General features: G+C 64.0%; 21 protein-coding genes and 3 tRNA genes. 8 read left to right on the forward strand and 16 right to left on the reverse strand.

Going from position 1 to position 18,647, the window contains the following annotated elements:
- Nucleotides 1–10 precede the first annotated feature (10 nt).
- The 5 genes from ABD742_RS20600 to ABD742_RS20620 all read left to right on the forward strand — a co-directional run bounded on the left by ABD742_RS20600 (nt 11) and on the right by ABD742_RS20620 (nt 4,403).
- Nucleotides 11–703 (forward strand): CoA transferase subunit B, encoded by a 693-nt coding sequence (locus ABD742_RS20600; RefSeq protein ID WP_234752732.1) that lies wholly within the window; start codon nt 11–13, stop codon nt 701–703.
- On the forward strand, nt 700–1,917 hold the full coding sequence (locus ABD742_RS20605; RefSeq protein ID WP_234752734.1) for an acetyl-CoA acetyltransferase: 1,218 nt from the start codon (nt 700–702) through the stop codon (nt 1,915–1,917). Before ABD742_RS20600 ends, ABD742_RS20605 begins: the two co-directional genes overlap by 4 nt.
- Nucleotides 1,918–2,063: 146 nt before the next feature.
- A complete protein-coding gene (locus ABD742_RS20610; RefSeq protein WP_234752736.1) occupies nt 2,064–2,630 on the forward strand; it encodes an HdeD family acid-resistance protein in 567 nt (188 codons plus the stop codon).
- Nucleotides 2,631–2,694: 64 nt separating this feature from the next.
- Entirely contained in the window at nt 2,695–3,501 is an 807-nt protein-coding gene (locus ABD742_RS20615; RefSeq protein ID WP_234752737.1) for an exodeoxyribonuclease III, read from the forward strand.
- A gap of 32 nt (nt 3,502–3,533) precedes the next feature.
- Nucleotides 3,534–4,403: a DUF8083 family protein gene (locus ABD742_RS20620; protein ID WP_234752738.1), complete on the forward strand. Its 870-nt coding sequence runs from the start codon at nt 3,534–3,536 to the stop codon at nt 4,401–4,403.
- A 28-nt stretch (nt 4,404–4,431) separates the two neighbouring features.
- On the opposite strand, the gene ABD742_RS20625 is transcribed toward ABD742_RS20620, so the two are convergent.
- From ABD742_RS20625 to ABD742_RS20645, 5 genes are all read right to left on the reverse strand, one after another.
- Entirely contained in the window at nt 4,432–5,490 is a 1,059-nt protein-coding gene (locus ABD742_RS20625; protein ID WP_234752739.1) for a LacI family DNA-binding transcriptional regulator, read from the reverse strand.
- Nucleotides 5,491–5,609: 119 nt separating this feature from the next.
- A complete protein-coding gene (locus tag ABD742_RS20630) occupies nt 5,610–5,882 on the reverse strand; it encodes a hypothetical protein (protein WP_234752741.1) in 273 nt (90 codons plus the stop codon).
- Entirely contained in the window at nt 5,879–6,745 is an 867-nt protein-coding gene (locus ABD742_RS20635) for a carbohydrate ABC transporter permease (RefSeq protein ID WP_234752743.1), read from the reverse strand. Before ABD742_RS20635 ends, ABD742_RS20630 begins: the two co-directional genes overlap by 4 nt.
- Before the next feature lie 5 nt (nt 6,746–6,750).
- The gene (locus ABD742_RS20640) at nt 6,751–7,773 is read right to left on the reverse strand and encodes a carbohydrate ABC transporter permease (protein ID WP_234752745.1); all 1,023 of its coding nucleotides are present in this window, start codon (nt 7,771–7,773) and stop codon (nt 6,751–6,753) included.
- 87 nt (nt 7,774–7,860) lie between these two features.
- A complete protein-coding gene (locus ABD742_RS20645) occupies nt 7,861–9,141 on the reverse strand; it encodes an ABC transporter substrate-binding protein (RefSeq protein ID WP_234752747.1) in 1,281 nt (426 codons plus the stop codon).
- 239 nt (nt 9,142–9,380) lie between these two features.
- Here ABD742_RS20645 and ABD742_RS20650 point away from each other — a divergent pair, with 239 nt between their 5' ends.
- A complete protein-coding gene (locus tag ABD742_RS20650) occupies nt 9,381–11,126 on the forward strand; it encodes a glycoside hydrolase family 13 protein (protein WP_234752826.1) in 1,746 nt (581 codons plus the stop codon).
- 122 nt (nt 11,127–11,248) lie between these two features.
- On the opposite strand, the gene ABD742_RS20655 is transcribed toward ABD742_RS20650, so the two are convergent.
- The 9 genes from ABD742_RS20655 to ABD742_RS20695 form a co-directional block, all read right to left on the reverse strand.
- Entirely contained in the window at nt 11,249–11,554 is a 306-nt protein-coding gene (locus tag ABD742_RS20655) for a hypothetical protein (protein WP_234752749.1), read from the reverse strand.
- 197 nt (nt 11,555–11,751) lie between these two features.
- On the reverse strand, nt 11,752–12,363 hold the full coding sequence (locus ABD742_RS20660; RefSeq protein ID WP_234752751.1) for a hypothetical protein: 612 nt from the start codon (nt 12,361–12,363) through the stop codon (nt 11,752–11,754).
- On the reverse strand, nt 12,360–13,055 hold the full coding sequence (locus tag ABD742_RS20665) for a DUF6286 domain-containing protein (RefSeq protein ID WP_234752753.1): 696 nt from the start codon (nt 13,053–13,055) through the stop codon (nt 12,360–12,362). The genes ABD742_RS20660 and ABD742_RS20665 overlap by 4 nt, the downstream gene beginning before the upstream one ends.
- Nucleotides 13,052–13,435, reverse strand: a complete 384-nt coding sequence (locus ABD742_RS20670; protein WP_234752755.1) for a hypothetical protein — start codon at nt 13,433–13,435, stop codon at nt 13,052–13,054. The genes ABD742_RS20665 and ABD742_RS20670 overlap by 4 nt, the downstream gene beginning before the upstream one ends.
- On the reverse strand, nt 13,432–13,623 hold the full coding sequence (locus ABD742_RS20675) for a DUF2273 domain-containing protein (RefSeq protein ID WP_059388473.1): 192 nt from the start codon (nt 13,621–13,623) through the stop codon (nt 13,432–13,434). The genes ABD742_RS20670 and ABD742_RS20675 overlap by 4 nt, the downstream gene beginning before the upstream one ends.
- Nucleotides 13,620–14,093 carry an Asp23/Gls24 family envelope stress response protein gene (locus ABD742_RS20680; RefSeq protein WP_234752757.1) on the reverse strand — a complete coding sequence of 158 codons (474 nt, stop codon included), beginning with the start codon at nt 14,091–14,093 and terminating at the stop codon, nt 13,620–13,622. The genes ABD742_RS20675 and ABD742_RS20680 overlap by 4 nt, the downstream gene beginning before the upstream one ends.
- A 300-nt stretch (nt 14,094–14,393) precedes the next feature.
- Nucleotides 14,394–14,469: transfer RNA gene (locus tag ABD742_RS20685), tRNA-Phe, on the reverse strand.
- 50 nt (nt 14,470–14,519) lie between these two features.
- A tRNA-Asp gene (locus ABD742_RS20690) sits at nt 14,520–14,593 on the reverse strand.
- A gap of 84 nt (nt 14,594–14,677) precedes the next feature.
- A tRNA-Glu gene (locus ABD742_RS20695) sits at nt 14,678–14,750 on the reverse strand.
- Nucleotides 14,751–14,989: 239 nt separating this feature from the next.
- On the opposite strand from ABD742_RS20695, the gene ABD742_RS20700 reads away from it, so the two are divergent.
- Entirely contained in the window at nt 14,990–15,898 is a 909-nt protein-coding gene (locus ABD742_RS20700; protein WP_234752758.1) for a DMT family transporter, read from the forward strand.
- Between the two features lie 45 nt (nt 15,899–15,943).
- On the opposite strand, the gene ABD742_RS20705 is transcribed toward ABD742_RS20700, so the two are convergent.
- Nucleotides 15,944–16,864: a carbohydrate kinase family protein gene (locus ABD742_RS20705; RefSeq protein ID WP_234752760.1), complete on the reverse strand. Its 921-nt coding sequence runs from the start codon at nt 16,862–16,864 to the stop codon at nt 15,944–15,946.
- Nucleotides 16,861–17,946 carry a LacI family DNA-binding transcriptional regulator gene (locus ABD742_RS20710; RefSeq protein ID WP_234752762.1) on the reverse strand — a complete coding sequence of 362 codons (1,086 nt, stop codon included), beginning with the start codon at nt 17,944–17,946 and terminating at the stop codon, nt 16,861–16,863. Before ABD742_RS20710 ends, ABD742_RS20705 begins: the two co-directional genes overlap by 4 nt.
- 308 nt (nt 17,947–18,254) lie before the next feature.
- On the opposite strand from ABD742_RS20710, the gene ABD742_RS20715 reads away from it, so the two are divergent.
- The gene (locus tag ABD742_RS20715; RefSeq protein ID WP_372460959.1) at nt 18,255–18,614 is read left to right on the forward strand and encodes a metallopeptidase family protein; all 360 of its coding nucleotides are present in this window, start codon (nt 18,255–18,257) and stop codon (nt 18,612–18,614) included.
- Nucleotides 18,615–18,647 lie beyond the last annotated feature (33 nt).

Genomic DNA, 18,647 nt, shown 5'->3' on the forward strand with positions numbered 1-18,647 from the left:
GAGCACCACCATGGCATGGACCCGCGACGAAATGGCCGCTATTGCGGCCCAGGAACTCAACGACGGCGATTACGTCAACCTCGGCATCGGCATTCCCACCCTCGTTGCCAACAACCTGCCCGACGGCGTGCGGGTTGTCCTGCAAAGTGAAAACGGCCTCCTCGGCATGGGCCCTTTCCCTTATGAGGGCGAGGAAGACGCCGACCTCATCAACGCCGGCAAGCAGACCGTCACGGTCCTGCCCGGCGGCAGCATCTTCGACTCCGCGACGTCTTTCGGCATGATCCGCGGGGGACACGTCAAGGTTGCCATCCTCGGCGCCATGCAGGTTTCCGGCAATGGCGACCTCGCCAACTGGACCATTCCGGGAAAAATGGTCAAGGGCATGGGCGGCGCCATGGACCTGGTCGCCGGCACCCCGCGCGTCGTGGTCCTCACCGAGCACAATGCCAAGGACGGGAGCGCCAAGATCGTCCGGGAATGCACCCTGCCGTTGACGGGCCTGGGGGTGGTGGACCGCATTGTCAGTGACCTCGCGGTGTTCGATCTTGTGCGGAACGTACAAGAAACAGACGGCGGGCGGCAACTCACCCTGACCCGCCTCGCCCCCGGGATATCAGTCGAAGAGCTCCGCGAAAAGACCGAGGCAGCATTCGACGTCGCATTGGAATCCACCCCTGCATGGAAAGGAACACCGGCATGAGCCTGAAACAGCAGTTCGGCAAAGATGTCCTCCTCACCGGATGGGGACACAGCAAGTTCGGCAAACTCACGGACGAGACGCTGGAGTCCCTGATCGTCCAGGTGTCCACGGAGGCCATCCGGAACTCCGGCCTTGACCCACGGGACATCGACGAAATCTACCTTGGCCAGTTCAACTCAGGCATGCAGCCCCTTGGCTTCACGTCCTCGCTGGCCCTGCAACTGTCCGAGGACCTGGCAAACGTCCCGGCTACGAGAACCGAAAACGCGTGCGCTTCCGGTTCCGCAGCATTCCAGCAAGGCGTGAAGGCCGTCTTGGCCGGCACTTCCCGCAACGTCCTGGTGATCGGGGCGGAAAAGATGACCGACGCCGGAGCCGACGTTGTCGGAGCAGCCCTTCTTGGCGCGTCCTACGAAATGGCGGGCAAGGCCTCCACTACCGGCTTCACGGGGCTGTTCGCCGAGGTGGCCAAGCACTACGAAAAGCGCTACGGCGCTGGCATTCACGGTTTTGGTTTTGCCGGCGGCCTGGGCGACATCCTCGGTTCCATCGCCGCCAAGAACCACCACAACGGCATGGATAACCCCTATGCGCAGATGCACCGGGACTTCGGCGAGGAGTTCTGCCGGACGGTTTCCGAGAAGAATCCCATGGTTGCCGAGCCGCTTCGCCGCACCGACTGCTCCCCCGTGTCCGACGGCGCCGCCGCCGTCGTGCTTTCCGTAGGCCCGGCGTCGGGCGCTGCTACTGAACCCGTGCGACTGGCGGGCTTCGGGCACGCGAACGACTTCTTCCCGGTAGAGCGCCGCGACCCCACGGAGTTCGCCGCCACGCGGGTGTCCTGGGAGCGCGCGCTGGGGATGGCCGGCGTCGGGATCGACGGACTGGACTTCGCCGAGGTGCACGATTGCTTCACGATCGCCGAACTGATCATGTACGAGGCCATGGGACTGACGCCGCGGGGCGAAGGATCCCGGGCGGTGCAGGAAGGCTGGGTCTACAAGGACGGCAAGCTGCCCGTCAATGTGTCGGGCGGGCTCAAGGCCAAAGGCCACCCCGTGGGCGCAACAGGCGTATCGCAGCACGTCATCGCGGCCATGCAGCTCACGGGAACCGCGGGAGCCATGCAACTGCCCAACGCCCGCCGCGGAGCCGTGCAGAACATGGGCGGCGTGGGCATCGCGAATTATGTCTCCGTTTTGGAGTCGATCTAAGGAACCCCGCTGAAACTCCCCGCTTTTGACGCCCGACGCAGCGCCGCCCGCTTGGTGGCGCGAGCCGCCGTCGGGGTCAAAGCCCAAAGGTGGGGAGTTCCAGCGCCCCCCTTCACCAGCTACCGCGCCGGGTCTACACTGACCCTATGTCCGACACCGCAGGACGCAAGTTGTTCCAGCATTCAGGAACGGCGCTCATCTTCCGGGGAGCCTTGGCCCTTCTCTTCGCCTTCCTGGTTGCTTCCTTGCCGGTCGCCACGGTGTTTGCCCTCGTTTACGTGTTCGGCGTCTTCGCCATCACCGACGGGCTCACCAACATGGCCCACTACTTCTACGACCCTGCGCGCCACTCCCGCTGGAGCATGATCGGCGGCTTCGTCTCCGTTGCGACCGGCCTCGTGGCCGTTTCGTGGCCGGGCATCACCGCCGCGGCACTGGGCGTCCTCATAGGAGCATGGGCCCTGGTCCTCGGCATTTCGCAGATCATCCTTGCCATGGACACCAGGACGACGGTCAGGGCTTGGTGGATCTGGATGCTGACAGCCTTGGTCACCACTTTGTTCGGGCTTTTTGTGCTCGTCAATCCGGGCGCGGGATTCCTGGGCGTGGTGGCGCTCCTCGCGACTTACGCCGCGGTCAGTGGTGTTTTGTTGATCGCCTCCGGCATCAAGCTCCGCAGGCGCGCCTCCACTTCGGTGATGCTCGCCCATTAGCCCTTGCGGGAGCAATCTGCCGCGAGGGGATGCGCTGGGTCCCAAGTTCGGTAAGTTAGTGGCTGTGAAGATAGCTACCTGGAATGTGAATTCGCTCCGCGCACGTGCCGACCGCGTCGAGGCCTGGCTGCAGCGCAGTGACTGCGACGTCCTCGCCATGCAGGAAACCAAGTGCAAGGACGATAACTTCCCGTGGGAGCTCTTCGAGCGCATGGGCTACGAGGTTGCCCACTTCGGTCTGAGCCAATGGAACGGCGTCGCGATCGCCTCGCGTGTAGGGCTCGACGACGTCGAGCGCACCTTTGTTGACCAGCCCGCCTTCGGAAAAGCCGGCAAGGATCCTGTCCAGGAAGCCCGTGCGATTGCCGCAACGTGTGGCGGGGTCCGGGTCTGGAGCCTGTACGTTCCCAACGGCCGTTCCCTGGACGACGAACACATGCCGTACAAGCTCAAGTGGCTGGACACCCTGAAGGGCCACGCCGCCGGTTGGATCACGGAGAACCCCGAGACCCAGGTGGCGCTCATGGGCGACTGGAACATCGCGCCCCTGGACGAGGACGTCTGGGACATCGATTACTTCCGGGCGAACGCGCTCACCCACGTCAGCGAACCCGAGCGCGAGGCCTTCCGGGCGTTCGAAGCGGCCGGTTTCACCGACGTCGCGCGCGCTTACACCCCGGGTCCCGGCGTCTACACCTACTGGGACTACACGCAGCTGCGGTTCCCCAAGAAGGAAGGCATGCGTATCGACTTCGTCATGGCCTCCCCCGCGCTGGCCGCCCGCGTTACCGGGGCCTCAATCGACCGCGAGGAACGCAAGGGCAAGGGCGCCTCGGACCACGCTCCCGTGATCGTGGAGCTTACGGACTGACCGGCAACAATGACGGAGGAGGCGGGCCCGCGATGAGCGGAAAGCTATACGGGAGCCAGGCAGGACTGCCCTTCTCTTCCGCGTTGCGCGTCTACGAACCGCTTGAGGCGTTTCCCGAGGACCAGCGGCAGCAGCTCGTGGCGAGCGGTACCCGCAGCGGTTCGCGGGCCGCCGTCGAAAGTGCCGAGCTGCTCGCTTCCCTCGGGCGGGTCACCCGCAAGGGCGGGGATCCGTTCCCGACCGGCAGCACCGATCTGGTCCGCATCACGCGGGTTCCTTCCGGAGACCGGAACGATCCCGACGCCGGCCGATTGCTTTACTGCCCCAGCCAACTGGTCATCCGGGCAGGATTGGCGGCCAATGCCCTCATGGAAGGTATCCACGGACCCCTCGCGGACCTGCTCATCCCCGTGGACCAGCGCGACCGGCACCAGGCACGCATCGACCGTATCAACGCCAGTCACGACGCGAAGCGCGTGCACACGCGGGCCTCCACGTGGGGCATCCCCTTCAGCTGGTTCTCGCTGTTCCAGGAGTCGGACCGCAAGGATGTCGTGGAATCCGGCGGACGCATCTTGACGGTCAGGGTCTGGGCCTCACTGACGGATGCCTTGGACCGGGCACGCTTTGCCGTAGCCAACCTTGCCCTCGCCGCCCCTGACCTGGACATGCTGGACGACCTCACCCAGCTCACCGAGTGGCTCGAGTTGTTCCACGTGCAGTCAATGGTCGAGCTGGACTACGGCGCCGTGGCGGACAAGGTGTACCCGGACGAGTCGCCCATGGATGTCAGGCTCGGCATCGAATGCCTGGCCGAGGGCGACATGACGGGAGCGGCCGCGGCTTATCGCAGGCTGGCTTCCCGCTGGATCCCCATCAGGCAGTTGGCCCGGGCTTCCTGACTCTGGGTTTCCCGGCTGCTGGGGCGGGTTAGCCCTTCGGGCGCGGCGGAGCAGTGGTTTCGCGGACGATCAGCCGGTGGGCTGCTTTCATGGACCGCACGGAACCTGCGGCCCCGGCCAATTCGTCCAACAGCATCCGCGTGCCCAACTGGCCTTGTTCAACGGGATCCTGCGCCACTGTTGTCAGGCCCATGGCCTCGGCGAATTCGTGGTTGTCAATGCCGATAATGGACAAGTCTTCCGGTACGCGGACGCCACGGCGCCGCGCCTGCAACATGGCTCCCATGGCCATTTCATCGGAAGCACAGAAGATCGCTGTCGGTTTGGGTCCGGGCTTGCTCCAGAGCTCGTCGAAGGCTTCCTGGCCGCTGCCCACGGTGAAGTTTCCGAAAATGTCCCATTCCGGAGGCATGGAGAAGCCCGCGCTCGTCATGGCATCCGTGAAGCCGTCAACGCGTAGTCGCGGCACGGTGAAGTTCAGGTCGGAATCGTCCTGGCCGTGGAGCAGCGCGATCTCCCGATGGCCGAGGTTCAAAAGATGCATGGTGGCTTCCACCGAGGCGGCGTAATCGTCGATACCGATGCTGGGGCAGTCCTCCACTGGACCACCGACAATCACCAAGGGGATCTCGATCCTTTGGAGATCGGCAATTTCCTCGGGCGTCAGGGACATACAGAGGACCAGGAGTGCATCGATCTGCTTATAGACCATCGTCTTGCTGAAGAGCCGTTCCCGCGCTCCGCGCTGGCCGCCCAAGTTGAACAGGGACAGGTTGTAGCCGCGAGCGTGGAGCTCGCGGTCTACGCCCTCGATGGCCTTGAAGAAGAACCAGCGGTCCACGTAGGGTGCCAGGACACCGATCGTCCTGGTGCGGCCTGTGGCCAGTCCCGAAGCGGACGACGACGCCACGTACCCGAGTTCACCGGCAACCCTTAGGATCTTTTCCCGGGTAGCAGGAGATACCCGGGGAAGGCCGCGCACCGCGCGGGAAACGGTGGCGGTGGAAACGCCTGCGGCCTGTGCGACGTCCTCAATGCTGGCTCCTGCGTGGCCGCCACGCTGGGACCGTTCACTCGTTTTTGCCACTCAAGCCCCCTCAAAGAATCCGTGCGGAAGCCGGGGGTTCCTTCCCAGACGGCAGATAACCAGCGTATTCCGCTTGGTTGCCCTCCGCCGATTCCGCGCTACTTATTTCCGTTCGCTGCTCACCTGATGCGCCTGGATGTCCGTGCGGGGAGCCGCCGGCGAAGCCGAAGCATCCCCCACAAGGCCAGCAACACTGCCAGCAGGCCCAGGGCCCAGCCCAGTGCGGGCTGGGCCGTGAGCTCGGCGGCGACGGTGATGACCAGCAGGACCAAGGCCCAAAAGCCGAGGAAACCTATCACGAGGTCGAAATCTTCCGCCGATTTCACCCGCGAGTGCTGCTCCTTGGCCGGGCCGCCGAGGGACGGCCCGGCCGAATCCGGAGTTTGCGTCATTTGACAGCGCCGGCTGTCAGGCCCGCCACGATCTTGCGCTGGAAGACCAGAACGAGGATCACCAGCGGAATCGTCACAACCGTTCCGGCTGCCATGACGGCGGTGTACGGCTCCTGGTGGGCCTGGGCACCGGCGAAGTAGGCGATAGCGACCGTGACTGTCTTCGTCTGGTCATTGGACAGCTGGCTCGCGATGAGGAACTCATTCCACGAAGCGATGAACGCCAGGATTGCAGTGGTGAAAACAGCTGGCGCAGCAAGCGGCATGATCACCTTGCGGAATGCCTGGCCCTGCGTGCAGCCATCAATTCGAGCTGATTCCTCCAGCTCCCACGGCATTTCCCGGAAGAAGGACGTCAAGGTGTAAACCGTCAGAGGGAGCACAAAGGAGATGTTCGGAATGATCAGCGCCTGATATGTGCCGTACCAGCCGATGTTGGTGAACAGCTGGAACAACGGCGTCACCAAGGCCACGCCCGGGAACATCGATGCCCCGAGGACAAAGCCGAGGACCAGGAACTTGAACCGGAATTCAAGCCTGGACAAGGCATACGCCGCGAAAACCCCGAAAAGCAGGGCAACTACGGTGGTTACCCCTGCTACGAAGAGCGAGTTCAAGAGGTTCCGGCCGAAGTGGTTGCCCAGGCTTTCAGAGAACACCGTGTTGAAATTGTCCCAGGTGACGTGTGTGAAGAAAGGCGTCGAATCGAAGGTATATCCAACGTCGCGGAACGCGGTCACGATCATCCAGTAGAAGGGAATCAAGCACCAGATGAAGATGAGCGCTGCGCTGATGTACGTACGTCCGCTCGCCCAGCGTTCCCGCCGTCGGGCAGCTGTCTTGGGCGCGGAGTCAATGCTCACGGCGGTCATTTTTCCTGCCCCTTGGTGGTCTTGGGTGTGGCTGAGGCGACTGCGTTGGCTCCCAGGAAGCGAACGAAGATGAACGCAACCAGGAAGATGATCAAGAAGGTGATGGTGGACAAGGCCGCTGCTGAGTTGAATCCCTGACGGATCTGGTCAACCACCAGGATGGACAACGTTGTTGTGCCGTTCGAGCCCTGGGTCATGATGGCCGGGAGGTCATACATGCGCAGTGCGTCAAGGACACGGAACAGGACAGCCACCATGAGCGCCGGCTTCACGAGCGGCAAGGTGATCTGGGTGAAACGCTGCCATGCCGAGGCACCGTCGACCTTGGCTGCTTCGTACACTTCCGCCGGGATGATCTGCAGGCCAGCCAAAATCAGCAAGGCCATGAACGGCGTCGTCTTCCAAACGTCCGAAATGATGATCGCCCAACGGGCTGGCCACTCGCTGCCTGTCCACAGGATTGCCGTGCCGAAGAGCTTGTTGGCGATTCCGTCGAAAGCGAAGATGAAGAACCACAGCTTCGCGGTCACGGCAGTCGGAATGGCCCACGGAACCAGGACAGCAGCACGAAGGGCACTGCGGCCGCGGAAAGTCCGGGCCATGATGACGGCCATCCAGAACCCGAGAACGGTCTCCAGGACAACGGTGACCGCCGTGAAGAAGAACGTCGTTCCAACGGCGCTCCAGAATTGGGCGCCAAGAGTGCCGGGTGCACAAGCAGCTGAACCACACTGCTGGGCCAACCAGTGGACAAAGTTATCGAAGCCGGCGGGTCCCCCCTGGACGAAGACCTTGGTCACCGGATCCAGGCCCTGGTCCTTCTGGAACGCCATGATAATCGCGTTGACCACCGGGTACACGATGACGACGGCAAGCAATACCAAGGCCGGGGAAATCAACCAGAACGCCCACCGGCCTTGAGACGTGGCCGCCCGGTCCTGTCCTACTTCTTTTTGAACTTTTTTGGTTTTGGGGCTTGGTGTCTCTGGCGCCCGCTTAGGCTGCGCAAGGGTGGACATTTCCCCTCCTTCCGGAAATTGATAGCGTGCCCCTCGGGCGACCGTACGCTTGAAGCGCCAGCCGCCCGAGGTTCACTGGAGGTGTCGCTATTGGCTGGCCGAGTTGATGGCCGTGTCCATATCCGTCATTGCCTGATCGACGGACTTGTCACCCTTGATGGCAGCGTAGGCATTGTCCTGGATGGCCTTGGTGACTGCTGGGTAGAACGGCGTGACCGGGCGCGGCACGGCATTCTGGATCGAGGTCTTCAGCACCGGAAGGTACGGCAGCTGCTGGACCAGGGCCGGATCGTCGTACAGGGAACCGAGCACCGGGGCGAGCGAGCCCTGCGTTGCGTAGAACTTTTCAGTCTCTTCACTGGTCATGAAGGTCAGGAAGTCCTTGGCCGTTGCCTTGTGCGCCGAGTAGACGCTGACGGCGAGGTTGTGTCCACCGAGGGACGAGGCACCCGGGCCGCTCTTACCCGGGAGCGGAGCCATGCCGAAGGTGTCCTTCACCTTGGATGAGCCGTCCGTCTTGGCGAGGTTGTAGACGTAGGGCCAGTTGCGCAGGAAGAGGAGTTTGCCGTCTTCGAAGGACTGCCGGCTCTGTTCTTCCTGGTAGGTCACGCCCTGCGTGGGGATGTTTCCGTTCTTGTAGGCGGTGACGAGGTTGTTGAGGCCGGCCTTGGCCGCCGCGGAGGTCACGGTGGACTTGCCGTCGTCTCCAACGATGGTGCCGCCTGCCGAGTTGATGGCTTCAGCAGCGTTCACGGTGAGGCCTTCATACTTAGCCATCTGTCCGGCGTAGCAGTCGATGCCGTTCGACTTCGCGATGGAGCACATGCTCATCATCTCGTCCCAGGTCTTGGGCGGGGTGGGCACCAGGTCCTTGCGGTAGTAGAGGATGCCGCCGTCCGAGGTCTGGGGTGCCGCGAAGAGCGTGTTGTTGTACGTTGCCGTCTTGACCGTGGCAGGCAGCATCTTGGAGGTATCGATGCTCATCTTGTCCGTGAGCGGCTGCAGCCAACCCTTCGCGGCAAACTCAGCGGTCCAGATGACGTCCACGTCAACGACGTCGTAATTGACGTTCTTGGCCTGGAAGTTCTGGACCAAATCGTCGTGCTGCTGGTCCGCCTGGTCGGACTGCTCCTTGAAAGTGACCTTCTGGTCCGGGTGCGCCGCATTCCACTTATCGACAAGCGGGCGGACAACGTTGCTGTTGTCTTTGCCCTGGACGTAGGTGATTGGACCGCGTCCGTCGAGGTTCGCTGCGGCATCTCCGCCGCTTGAGGCTGTGCTGCCGCCACCGCCGCCACCACAGGCGGACAGGGACATGGCTAGCACGCCGGCAACAGCGGCCGGCAAAAGGTACTTGCGTGTGTTCATGCTGGGAACTCCTCAGTGAGTGGACCAGGTATTTCCGCAGTGCGGTTGATGTGGTGAGCCTCACATTAGTAAGCTTCCGGGTAGTAATGCAAGCGTTTACACAAAAATATGTCATCGAGAGGAATCCAGTGCCGCACTCCCCGATCCCAACCCCCGGTTCCAGCAATTCCGCATGGTGGGCAAGCGCCGTCGTCTACCAGATTTATCCCCGCTCGTTCGCCGACGCCAACGGCGACGGGATGGGCGACCTTGCCGGGGTCACCGCGAAACTGCCCTATCTGCAAACGTTGGGCGTGGATGCCGTCTGGCTCTCCCCGTTCTACAAGTCGCCGCAGGCTGATGCCGGATACGACGTAGCGGACTACCGGGCCGTGGATTCCCTCTTCGGCACCTTGGATGACTTCGACGCCATGCTGGAGAAGGCACACAGTCTGGGTATCAAGGTGATCGTCGACCTCGTGCCCAACCACACCTCGGACGAGCACGCCTGGTTCCGCGAAGCCCTCGCCGCCGCCCCCGGCTCCCCTGAACGCGCGCGCTACATGTTCCACCCGGGCAAAGACTCCAAACCAGGCTCCGGGGACGGGGCCTTGGCCCCGAACAATTGGAAATCCATCTTCGGTGGCCCCGCGTGGACACGCCTAAGGAACGACGACGGCACTCCCGGCCAGTGGTACCTGCACCTTTTCGATACGAAGCAGCCCGATCTCAACTGGGAGAACCCCGAAGTCCACGAAGAGATGCGTTCGGTACTGCGCTTCTGGCTGGATCGCGGAGTTGACGGCTTCCGGGTGGACGTTGCCCACGGCCTGGTCAAAGAAGCCGGCTTGCCGGACTGGGAGGGCGAGGCCGCCATGGTCGAAGGTGGTTTATCCGCGCCAGGCGCCCACAGCGAAGCCGTCGAACCGCACACGGCCAGGCTTCACATTGTCCCCGCACTCGAAAACTCGGCGGCCGTGGCGACCGCCGTCGAGCACAAGGTCAAGCCGCCGCTGGACCCGCCGTCGCCCTTCTTCGACCAGGACGGCGTCCATGACATCTATCGCGAATGGCACAGAGTCCTCGCCGAATACGACGGCGACCGCATGCTTGTTGCCGAGGCCTGGGTGGAGCCCGCGGAGCGATTGGCCCGGTACGTCCGCAAGGATGAAATGCAACAAGCCTTCAACTTCGATTTCCTCTTGGCAGGCTGGGACGCGGAGCGCATGGCAGTGGCAATCGAATCTTCTCTGGACGCCGCGGGATCCGTCGAGGCCCCCTCCACCTGGGTGCTGAGCAACCACGACACCGTCCGGCACCCCAGCCGTTTCGGGCTGGCAGATCCCACCACCTTCCCCAAGGGAATCTCGGCGGAAGACGAACAGCCCGACGCCGCGCTGGGCCTGGCGCGGGCACGCGCAGCCTCCATGGTGTCTTTCGCCCTGCCTGGCTCGGCCTACCTGTACCAGGGTGAGGAACTGGGCCTTCCGGAGCACACGTCCCTGCCGGCCGAGGCGCGCCAGGACCCCTCCTTCTTCCGGACCAAGGGCGTGGAACGCGGCCGCGATGGGTGCCGCGTGCCGCTGCCCTGGAAATCCGCAGCGCCTGGCTTCGGATTCTCGGAAGCGGCATCGGCTGGTACGGGCGGCGCCGGTGCTGCTGGCAAAGCGCCCGCTGCGCCCTGGCTGCCTCAGCCCGAAGCGTTCGGCGAGCTGGCGGCGGACGTCCAGGCCGGCGTCGAGGGCTCCACCCTGGAGCTTTACCGCTCCGTCCTGGCATTCCGCCGCTCGCACCGCCTGGGCTCGGGCACGTTCCAGTGGGCTGAGGAGCACGATCCCGCCAACGGAGTCCTTGCCTTCCACAACCGGGACGTGCTGGTAGTTGTCAACATGGGTACCGCAGCTCTCCCTGTCCCGGCCGGCTTCCGGGTGGAACTCTCCAGCGATGGCGGATCGGGCGGGGCCTCGATTGTCCCGAACAGCGGGGCGTACCTCGTGGCTAAGTAGGGTCTTCCCTTCCCGACCTTCTCCGGCACGGAAACGGGGCCGACACGCAGCAAGTTGTGCGTGTCGGCCCCGTTCTCCAGCCAAAGAGGGTCAGGAAGGCGCCGTCATGACCGGCGTGGAGCCTATTTGCCGCCCTTGAAGAAACCGGCGATCCTGGAGCCGAGGCCCTTGGCGTTCTCGGCCACATCGCCCGCGATTTCCTTGGCGTTCCCGGCAACATCCCCCGCGAGGTCCTTGGCTTTCTCAGCCACGTCACCCGAGAGGAACTCCTTGACGTGCTCCGCGGTATCGCCGGCAAATTCCTTCGCGTTCCCGACCGCCTCGCCGGCAAATTCCTTCACGTGCTCCGCGGCATCGCCCGCGAGCTGCTTGGCCTGTTCAGCTGCGGCTTCGGCCGTTTGTTTGATGTTGTTGTGTTCTTCGCTCATGGTTTTCTCCTTGTTCCTGGTCCAAGTTTTTTGGTCCATCGGCTTGACTCGGACCCAAGGTCCGGTGCCGGCCGGGCAAGCCCAACCAAAGGGAAGAGTTCCCCCTAACCTTCAAACTATGGCCCCACGGACAGCTCTGCAACGCAAAACGCCCGGGAGGTAACTTAGCTATCCGGTTAACAGGGGTTGGAGTCAGTTCAACGAACGCGCTCGGCCTTGCTGAACCGGGTCCGCGCGCCGGCCCCGATATGAATCAACACGGGAGTCCTGCGTCCCACCACCACGTCCAGCGCCTCCACCAGCCGGGAGACGTCCGCGGCCAGCAGGTGCGGGGAAACACCTTGACGGGGCTGGACCCTGACCCGGAGCCCGGGACGACCGTTGACCTCGTAGGTCGCCACCGTTACGCCCGCGAGATCCGTACGTTCCGCAAGGGCCGCCTTGAGCGCCTGCTCGGCAAGGTTCCCGCCGATGTTGACGTCGCCGGGCGTCCGGGCGTCGTCGTACTCCGACACAATGAGGTTGGCGCGGCCTTTGCCTTGCTGCGACACCCAGGACACCATGAGCACGATCAGCACAACAAGCACCGCAGCGGCTGCAACCCAGAGCCAGCTTTCCTCCCGTCCTGGAATGCGGGTCTGCTCAGAGAGGTACTTGGCGTGTTCCCAGAGGCCGGCAGACCAGCTTTGCCACCAACTTCCCACGGCGGGAACGGTGGCGAGCAGGACCAGAAGAATGCCGATGGCCAGCAGCTTCAGGCCAAGGATGCCGATCAGGATGCGGTTGAGGACGTGCGGGGTACCGTTCATGCCCCGATCACCCCGGACGTAGCGACATGGACGCGGACTGAAGGCATGGGCGAAGGGGCCATCCTTTGAAGTTCATCCTCGACGGCGGCAAGGATCCGTTCCTCGTGCAAGGGCACGCCCGAGGTAGGCCGGACGTTGACCACAACCAGCCTTTGCGAGACCACCACCATGACTTGCTCGTGGGTGACGTTCGCTGCTGTTCGGGCGGCTCTGGCAAGTGCCGAAGCAATGACTTCGTCGTCCACGACTACTCCGGCCCGGGGATCCTCAAGCAAGTGCCGGGACTTTCTGCCGGGCAGGACCGCGTTCAAGAAGAAAACCAGGCCCACCATGGCCACGACGCCGCCGAGGGCACCGAGCAGCAAGGGCGAAATACCTGAGGGCAGCGCCGTGAGCCGTTCGGCAGCCGTTTGCGGATCGATGAGCCACGGTGGTTGGCCAATGGCGCGCAAAGCCGATTCGAGGAGGGCGTAGACACAGGCCGCGATCACAAGGGCCGCGGCCAGCCCCGCCATTCCCGCACGGGAGGAACGGGTCTCACGCTTCAGGATGCGCTGGAGCCCGACGTCGATCCGGTCGCCGACGTCCGAGGTCCCCGGTGTCTGGATGACTGGGGCCTCGCCGTCGGCTGTCTGCGCGTCCGCAGGGTCCGGGTGGCTGCGCCGGGCGTGCGGGGTCTGGGCGTGGCTCATTGGACGCGAGCTCCTTCGCTGATGCGTGCGCCGCTGATCCGGATATCCACGCGGCTCAAGGTGGAACCGCTGAGCTGGGTGACTCGCTCAAGGATGGCCGTCTTGGCAGCGACGGCCCGGTCCCAAACCGTCCCACCGTATCCCTCTACCCGCAGCGGGTCTCTGAGGACTTCCGTCAGCGAGGGCACCCGGATCGGGGCGGCAATCGAGAGTGCCAGCAGACCGTCGTCGTCCGACCATTCGGCGCGAACATCCTGCGCCGAGACACCGAGCGCTTCCGCGGCAGCCGCCTGGGCCAACGTCGTGAGGGCCTGGGTGCTGATTCGGTTGTGGCCAGCCAGGGAGACGGCGGGCTGCACAGCCTCAGCCGTGGAACTCATGACGACGAGCGGCGGCCGGTGAGGGCATCCAGCACGCTGCGCAGGTCAAGCTTTCCGTCCGCGGCGCGGCCCAGAAGTGCGCCGATGCCCATGAAGAGAAGGGCGATGATGAAACCCCACAGCCCGAATTGGAAGGCCATGAACGCCACGAAAGCGCCGATCCCGATTCCGACAACGGTCAAGTTCACTGGAGTGGCTCCCTTTCCGATAATGCGCCTCTTGTTCCGGCTTTGATGGGCGGAGCAACGTAGACGTCGTTGATCTCAACGTTGACCTCGATGACTTCCAGCCCCACCAACGATTCGACCGCCTGATAGACGGCCGCGCGGACCTGGTTGGCGACATCATGCAAAGGGTATCCATAGACAGCCACAAGATTGAGGTCCACGGCCACTTGGGTTTCTCCGACCTCGGCGCGGACACCCGCAGCATGGTCCTGGCTGCCGACGGCATCGCGGATGGCTCCGAGGGCGCGCGAAGGAGCCGAGCCTAGGGAATAGACGCCTGGAACAGCCCTGGCGGCGATGCCAGCAACCTTGGCGACAGCGGAATCCGAGATCACTGTGCGGCCACTTCCTGCCGCCGTTTGACGGTCCTCGGACACCGGAGCCCCAACGGCTTCCGGTTCAGGCGCGGTGTAGCTTTCCTGCTGGTCCATTTAGCCCTCCCCTTCTCTTGAGTACCACCCTAGCGCTTGGCCAAGTCAAGGCGGAGACAAGCCGGCCGTGGCCGTCGGATTCTGCTGGATCATCCCGGTCGCATAGCTTGCCGGCCACGTGATTCCAGGGGGATGGGGTTTGTCCATTCGAATGATTGAGCAGAATCCGTCGCGCACGCTCGAAAATGGCACGCGTGCACGGAAATGTTCGCCTTTTAGGCAGAAACCGAATAACCCCAGGCTTTTCCCCGCAGGTTAAAAGAAGAAAAGCGCCAGTTCCGAAGAACTGACGCTTCCCAGTGGTGGCTCCGACCGGCGTCGATCCGGTGACCTTTCGATTTTCAGTCGAACGCTCTACCAACTGAGCTACAGAGCCTTAGGTGACAATGTCACCATGATTGCCGGAATTTCTTCCGGCAATCAGAGCGACCCTGACGGGACTTGAACCCGCGACCTCCGCCGTGACAGGGCGGCGCGCTAACCAACTGCGCTACAGGGCCTTGCTTGTTTGCAGTATCTCTACCGCTTTTTTCAAGGCTTCCAGCCTACCAGACTTTTCAGTCCGAGCTGACCAGTTCCTTGCGTACCCCCAACGGGATTCGAACCCGTGCCGCCGCCGTGAAAGGGCGGTGTCCTAGGCCGCTAGACGATGGGGGCCTGGAACAATCCGAATTCGCGACGGTCAACAACGCTATGCGTTTACCGCTTCTCGCTCGTCCGAACTGGACTCTAAAACTTTAGAGCATAGTCGGGGATATTCCCAAATCGCACCCCGCGAAACGCAAACCGGCCTCAAACCACCGTTCAAATCCGCTCCGTCAGAGTTGGCGGTTTCTTGTTGAAAGACGTCCGAATTCCGCCAGTCCGTCCGACCCGTCCCGGGCTAGATTGGCATCATGGCCACAAGCACCCCAATCTCTCGGGCGAACACCACCTCCCGGACCATCAGTAAGCTCGGCATCGCCGCCGTCATCGTCACCGTTGTCCTCTGGGCATCCGCCTTCGTGGGCATCCGGGCCGTGGGACCCAGCTTCTCCCCCGGCTCCTTGACGCTCGGACGGCTGGTGGTTGCCGCCGTCGCGCTCGGTATTGTCGCCCTGCCCAGGCTCAAGCGCTGGCCCAAAGGCCGGGAGTGGCTGCCGATCCTGGCCTACGGTGTCATGTGGTTCGCGGGTTACAACCTCGCCCTGAACGCCGCCGAGCACATGCTCGATGCCGGAACCAGTGCCATGCTCATCAACGTCTCGCCGATCCTCATCGCCGTGCTCGCCGGCGTCATCCTGAAAGAAGGCTTTCCGCGCTGGCTGATCATCGGCAGCCTCGTGGCGTTCGGCGGTGTTGCACTGATCGCGCTCGGTTCGGGACAGCGCTCGACGGCGGACGTCGCCGGAGTGCTGTTGTGCCTCCTTGCCGCTGTGCTCGCCGCGGTGAGCGTGATTGTCCAGAAGCCCGTGTTGCGGAAGTTCTCCGCGGCTCAGGCCACCTGGTTTGGCATCATGGTGGGCGCCGTATGCTGTCTACCGTGGGCCGGCCAACTGGTGGCCGAAGTGCAGGCCGCACCCCTTCCGGCCACTCTCGGCTTGGTGTATCTCGGGATCTTCCCGACAGCCATCGCTTTCACCACGTGGGCCTACGCGCTGTCCCTCATTGAGGCCGGGAAACTCGCCGCCACGACGTACCTGGTTCCGGGGGCCACGATTCTGATTTCCTGGGCGGTGCTCAAGGAAATCCCCACCATCTGGGGCCTCGTGGGCGGCGTCATCTGCCTCGTGGGTGTCGGGTTGACGCGGCGCCGCTCCCGTTAGGATCACGTCCGCTAGCGAGGCGCCGCCGTCGAACCTCCGCCGTCGCTACCTCGCCATTCCGGCGAGAAGCTCGCGGTGCGTGGGCGGGTTGGCTCCCGGACGCCCCACGGTAATGGCTGCGGCCATGGAGGCGGTCTGCCCGATGCGTTCGAGAACCGTGGGCGCAAGCCCTTGGCTGCCGCGCAGCAGCAGCCCGAGGATCAGTGCCGACATGTAGGAATCGCCGGCGCCGATGGTGTCCGCCACCACCGATGTCACCGCGGGAACCGTCAGCTGGGTGTGCGGCGTCGCCATGAGGGAACCCTGGGCGCCCCGCGTGACGACGGCCAGGCCTGCACCGAGGCCCAGGATGTGCCTGGCAGTCTCTTCCAAGGACTTGCCGGGGTAGAGCCAGAACGCGTCGTCGTCGCTGAGCTTCACGACGCTGGTCAGCGGTACGAGCTCCTCGAAAATGCGGAGTGCCTCGCCGTGGCTGCCCAGGAGGTCGGTGCGGATGTTGGGGTCGTACGTGACGATGCACCCGCCCTGGGCCTGCTCCAGGAGGGTCCTGACGACGGCGGCGCCGGGCTCGAGGAACGTGGCGATCGAGCCCGTGTGGAGCACCTTCGGGGCGTAAGGGAGAGCGGCAGGAGCCAGCTTCCATTCGATGTCGAAGGTGTACTCGGCCGAACCGTCCGCGGCGATCTCCGCCGTCGCCGTCGCAGTCTTCGCAAGCGATTGCGAGCCCGGCAGCACAACCACACCGGCGCTTGCCAGGTGCGCCGCGATGGACTCGCCCCGGGAATCACGCCCGACGGCGGTCAGCAGCCCGGCCTTCACATCGAGCCGCCCAAGGCCGTAGGCGACGTTCGCAGGCGAGCCGCCGGGGTATTCGGTCTGACCTTTGGGCGAGTTCACGATGTCGATGAGGGCTTCGCCGACCACGACGACGTCGAGCGGCTCGGACGCAAGGGGCGAGTGGTTCATGCGTTTCCTGTTCCTTGGTTGGGGAGTTTCAGTGGCTGGTGGTTGGTTTTCAGTGGCGCCGCCACGGAATGGCGTTCGACGAGGGGACATTCAAAGTATTCGGTACTGCCGTCACGTTCCGCGCCGGCCAGCAGTAGTTCGATGGCGCGCCGGCCCATCTCAAGGAAGGGCAGTTCCAGCGTGGTCAGCCCGGGCCGCAAGTGCGGGGCGAGCGTTTCCTGGTTGTCGAAACCCACCAGCGACACATCGTGCGGGATGGACAGTCCGAGCTGGGCAAGCGCTTGGTAGGTACCCCAGGCGGTGCGGTCGTTGGCGCAGAAGATGGCGGTGGGTGGCTGCGGGCCGGTCATGAGTGCCAGGGCATTGCCGAAACCGCCGGACTCATGACCGTCGCCGATCCGATGGAGCCCGGGGTCGGGGTGGAGGCCGGCCTCCTTGAGGGCCCGGAGATAGCCCGCATAGCGTCCGACGGCGGCGGGAAGTTCACCGTCCACCGCACCGATGTTGATCATCGCGATACGCCGGTGGCCTGCGTCCAGCAGCCGTTTGGTGGCGGTGTAGCCTCCCAGTTCCTCTTGCGGGGCGATGCTCGGAAAGCGCCCGGACCGGTCGCGCGAATTGAGCACGACGGCGGGCACCTCCGCCAGGACATCCGGCACGTCAAGGATCCGGTGGTACATGGCGGCGTAGACCACTCCTGCCACCTTGTAGGACAGCATGGTCTCCAGCGAAGCGGCTTCGAGGGCCTTGTCCCCGCCCGTGTTGACGGTCAGGAGGAGCAGCCCGGCCTCCCAAGCCCGGGCTTGGGCGCCCTCGATGATCTTGCCGGCGAATGGCGCCGTGGCCACGAAGTCGCCGACGAAGCCGATCATGCCGGCCACGCCGTCGCGGAGCACTTTGGCGTGGGCGTTGGTCCGGTACCCCAGTTCGTGCGCGGCAGCATGGACCCTGCGCCGGGTTTCTTCCGAGAACCTGGTTCCCGCGGCGTCGTTGAGCACCAGGGAGACCGTGGCCTGGGAAACACCGGCAGCGGCAGCGACGTCGTTCATCGTCGTGCCGGAGCGGCTGCCGGGGCGGGTCATGGGCTGGCCTGTCTGTTGGGTGCGCTAGGTGCACTTGTCGCAGGATCCGCACGACTGGCTTGGCTTAACCTGGGACTGGGTTATACGAATTACCAGCCCGGAAAACTGTAGCTGTCATCACATCCGGCGTCAACGACCGGGCCGCGGACTAGAGTCAGAACATGCCCGCGAATTTACCTCCCGGCCTGCCGATCGTTCCCGACGGTGATTCCCCTGGCGGCCAGCGCATTTCCTCCCGACTCCCTGGTACCAGCAGTGGGGTTGGCACTGGCGCCGCGGCCGCGCAGTTCAACACCGTTCCATTCGAGATGTCGCCGGAAGACTTCGAGGCGGCCGTCAGCGATGCCTTGCTCCTGATACCGGACAAAGCAGCCCGGGCCATGGACAACGTGGCTATCTTCATCGAGGACGACTACATCCCGCAGCCTGGAGACGAGCCGGACACCGTGCTCCTGGGCCTGTATGAGGGGGTGCCGCTGACGGAACGGGACTCTTGGTGGGATGCCGGTTCCCTCCCTGACAGGATCACCATTTTCCGACAGCCGATCCTGGATATCTGCGGATCCCGCCAGGAGGTAATCGACGAGGTGGCCATCACCGTGATCCATGAGATCGCCCACCACTTCGGCATCGGCGACGACCGCTTGCACGAGCTCGGCTGGGGATAGGCGCCGGGATCGTGGGTGCCGGCCGCACGCTGC

The sequence above is a fragment of the Arthrobacter ramosus genome, from assembly GCF_039535095.1.
Classification (GTDB): Bacteria; Actinomycetota; Actinomycetes; order Actinomycetales; family Micrococcaceae; genus Arthrobacter; species Arthrobacter ramosus.

Bases quoted from the DNA above. Each gene is read 5' to 3' on its own strand.
- ABD742_RS20705 (WP_234752760.1), bottom strand. From the start codon at position 16,864: ATGAACCACTCGCCCCTTGCGTCCGAGCCGCTCGACGTCGTCGTGGTC.
- ABD742_RS20665 (WP_234752753.1), bottom strand. From the start codon at position 13,055: ATGAGCCACGCCCAGACCCCGCACGCCCGGCGCAGCCACCCGGACCCT.
- ABD742_RS20620 (WP_234752738.1), top strand. From the start codon at position 3,534: ATGAGCGGAAAGCTATACGGGAGCCAGGCAGGACTGCCCTTCTCTTCC.
- ABD742_RS20655 (WP_234752749.1), bottom strand. From the start codon at position 11,554: ATGAGCGAAGAACACAACAACATCAAACAAACGGCCGAAGCCGCAGCT.
- ABD742_RS20710 (WP_234752762.1), bottom strand. From the start codon at position 17,946: ATGACCCGCCCCGGCAGCCGCTCCGGCACGACGATGAACGACGTCGCT.
- ABD742_RS20640 (WP_234752745.1), bottom strand. From the start codon at position 7,773: ATGTCCACCCTTGCGCAGCCTAAGCGGGCGCCAGAGACACCAAGCCCC.
- ABD742_RS20670 (WP_234752755.1), bottom strand. From the start codon at position 13,435: ATGAGTTCCACGGCTGAGGCTGTGCAGCCCGCCGTCTCCCTGGCTGGC.
- ABD742_RS20605 (WP_234752734.1), top strand. From the start codon at position 700: ATGAGCCTGAAACAGCAGTTCGGCAAAGATGTCCTCCTCACCGGATGG.
- ABD742_RS20650 (WP_234752826.1), top strand. From the start codon at position 9,381: ATGGGCGACCTTGCCGGGGTCACCGCGAAACTGCCCTATCTGCAAACG.
- ABD742_RS20680 (WP_234752757.1), bottom strand. From the start codon at position 14,093: ATGGACCAGCAGGAAAGCTACACCGCGCCTGAACCGGAAGCCGTTGGG.
- ABD742_RS20610 (WP_234752736.1), top strand. From the start codon at position 2,064: ATGTCCGACACCGCAGGACGCAAGTTGTTCCAGCATTCAGGAACGGCG.
- ABD742_RS20600 (WP_234752732.1), top strand. From the start codon at position 11: ATGGCATGGACCCGCGACGAAATGGCCGCTATTGCGGCCCAGGAACTC.
- ABD742_RS20645 (WP_234752747.1), bottom strand. From the start codon at position 9,141: ATGAACACACGCAAGTACCTTTTGCCGGCCGCTGTTGCCGGCGTGCTA.
- ABD742_RS20660 (WP_234752751.1), bottom strand. From the start codon at position 12,363: ATGAACGGTACCCCGCACGTCCTCAACCGCATCCTGATCGGCATCCTT.
- ABD742_RS20630 (WP_234752741.1), bottom strand. From the start codon at position 5,882: ATGACGCAAACTCCGGATTCGGCCGGGCCGTCCCTCGGCGGCCCGGCC.
- ABD742_RS20700 (WP_234752758.1), top strand. From the start codon at position 14,990: ATGGCCACAAGCACCCCAATCTCTCGGGCGAACACCACCTCCCGGACC.
- ABD742_RS20715 (WP_372460959.1), top strand. From the start codon at position 18,255: ATGTCGCCGGAAGACTTCGAGGCGGCCGTCAGCGATGCCTTGCTCCTG.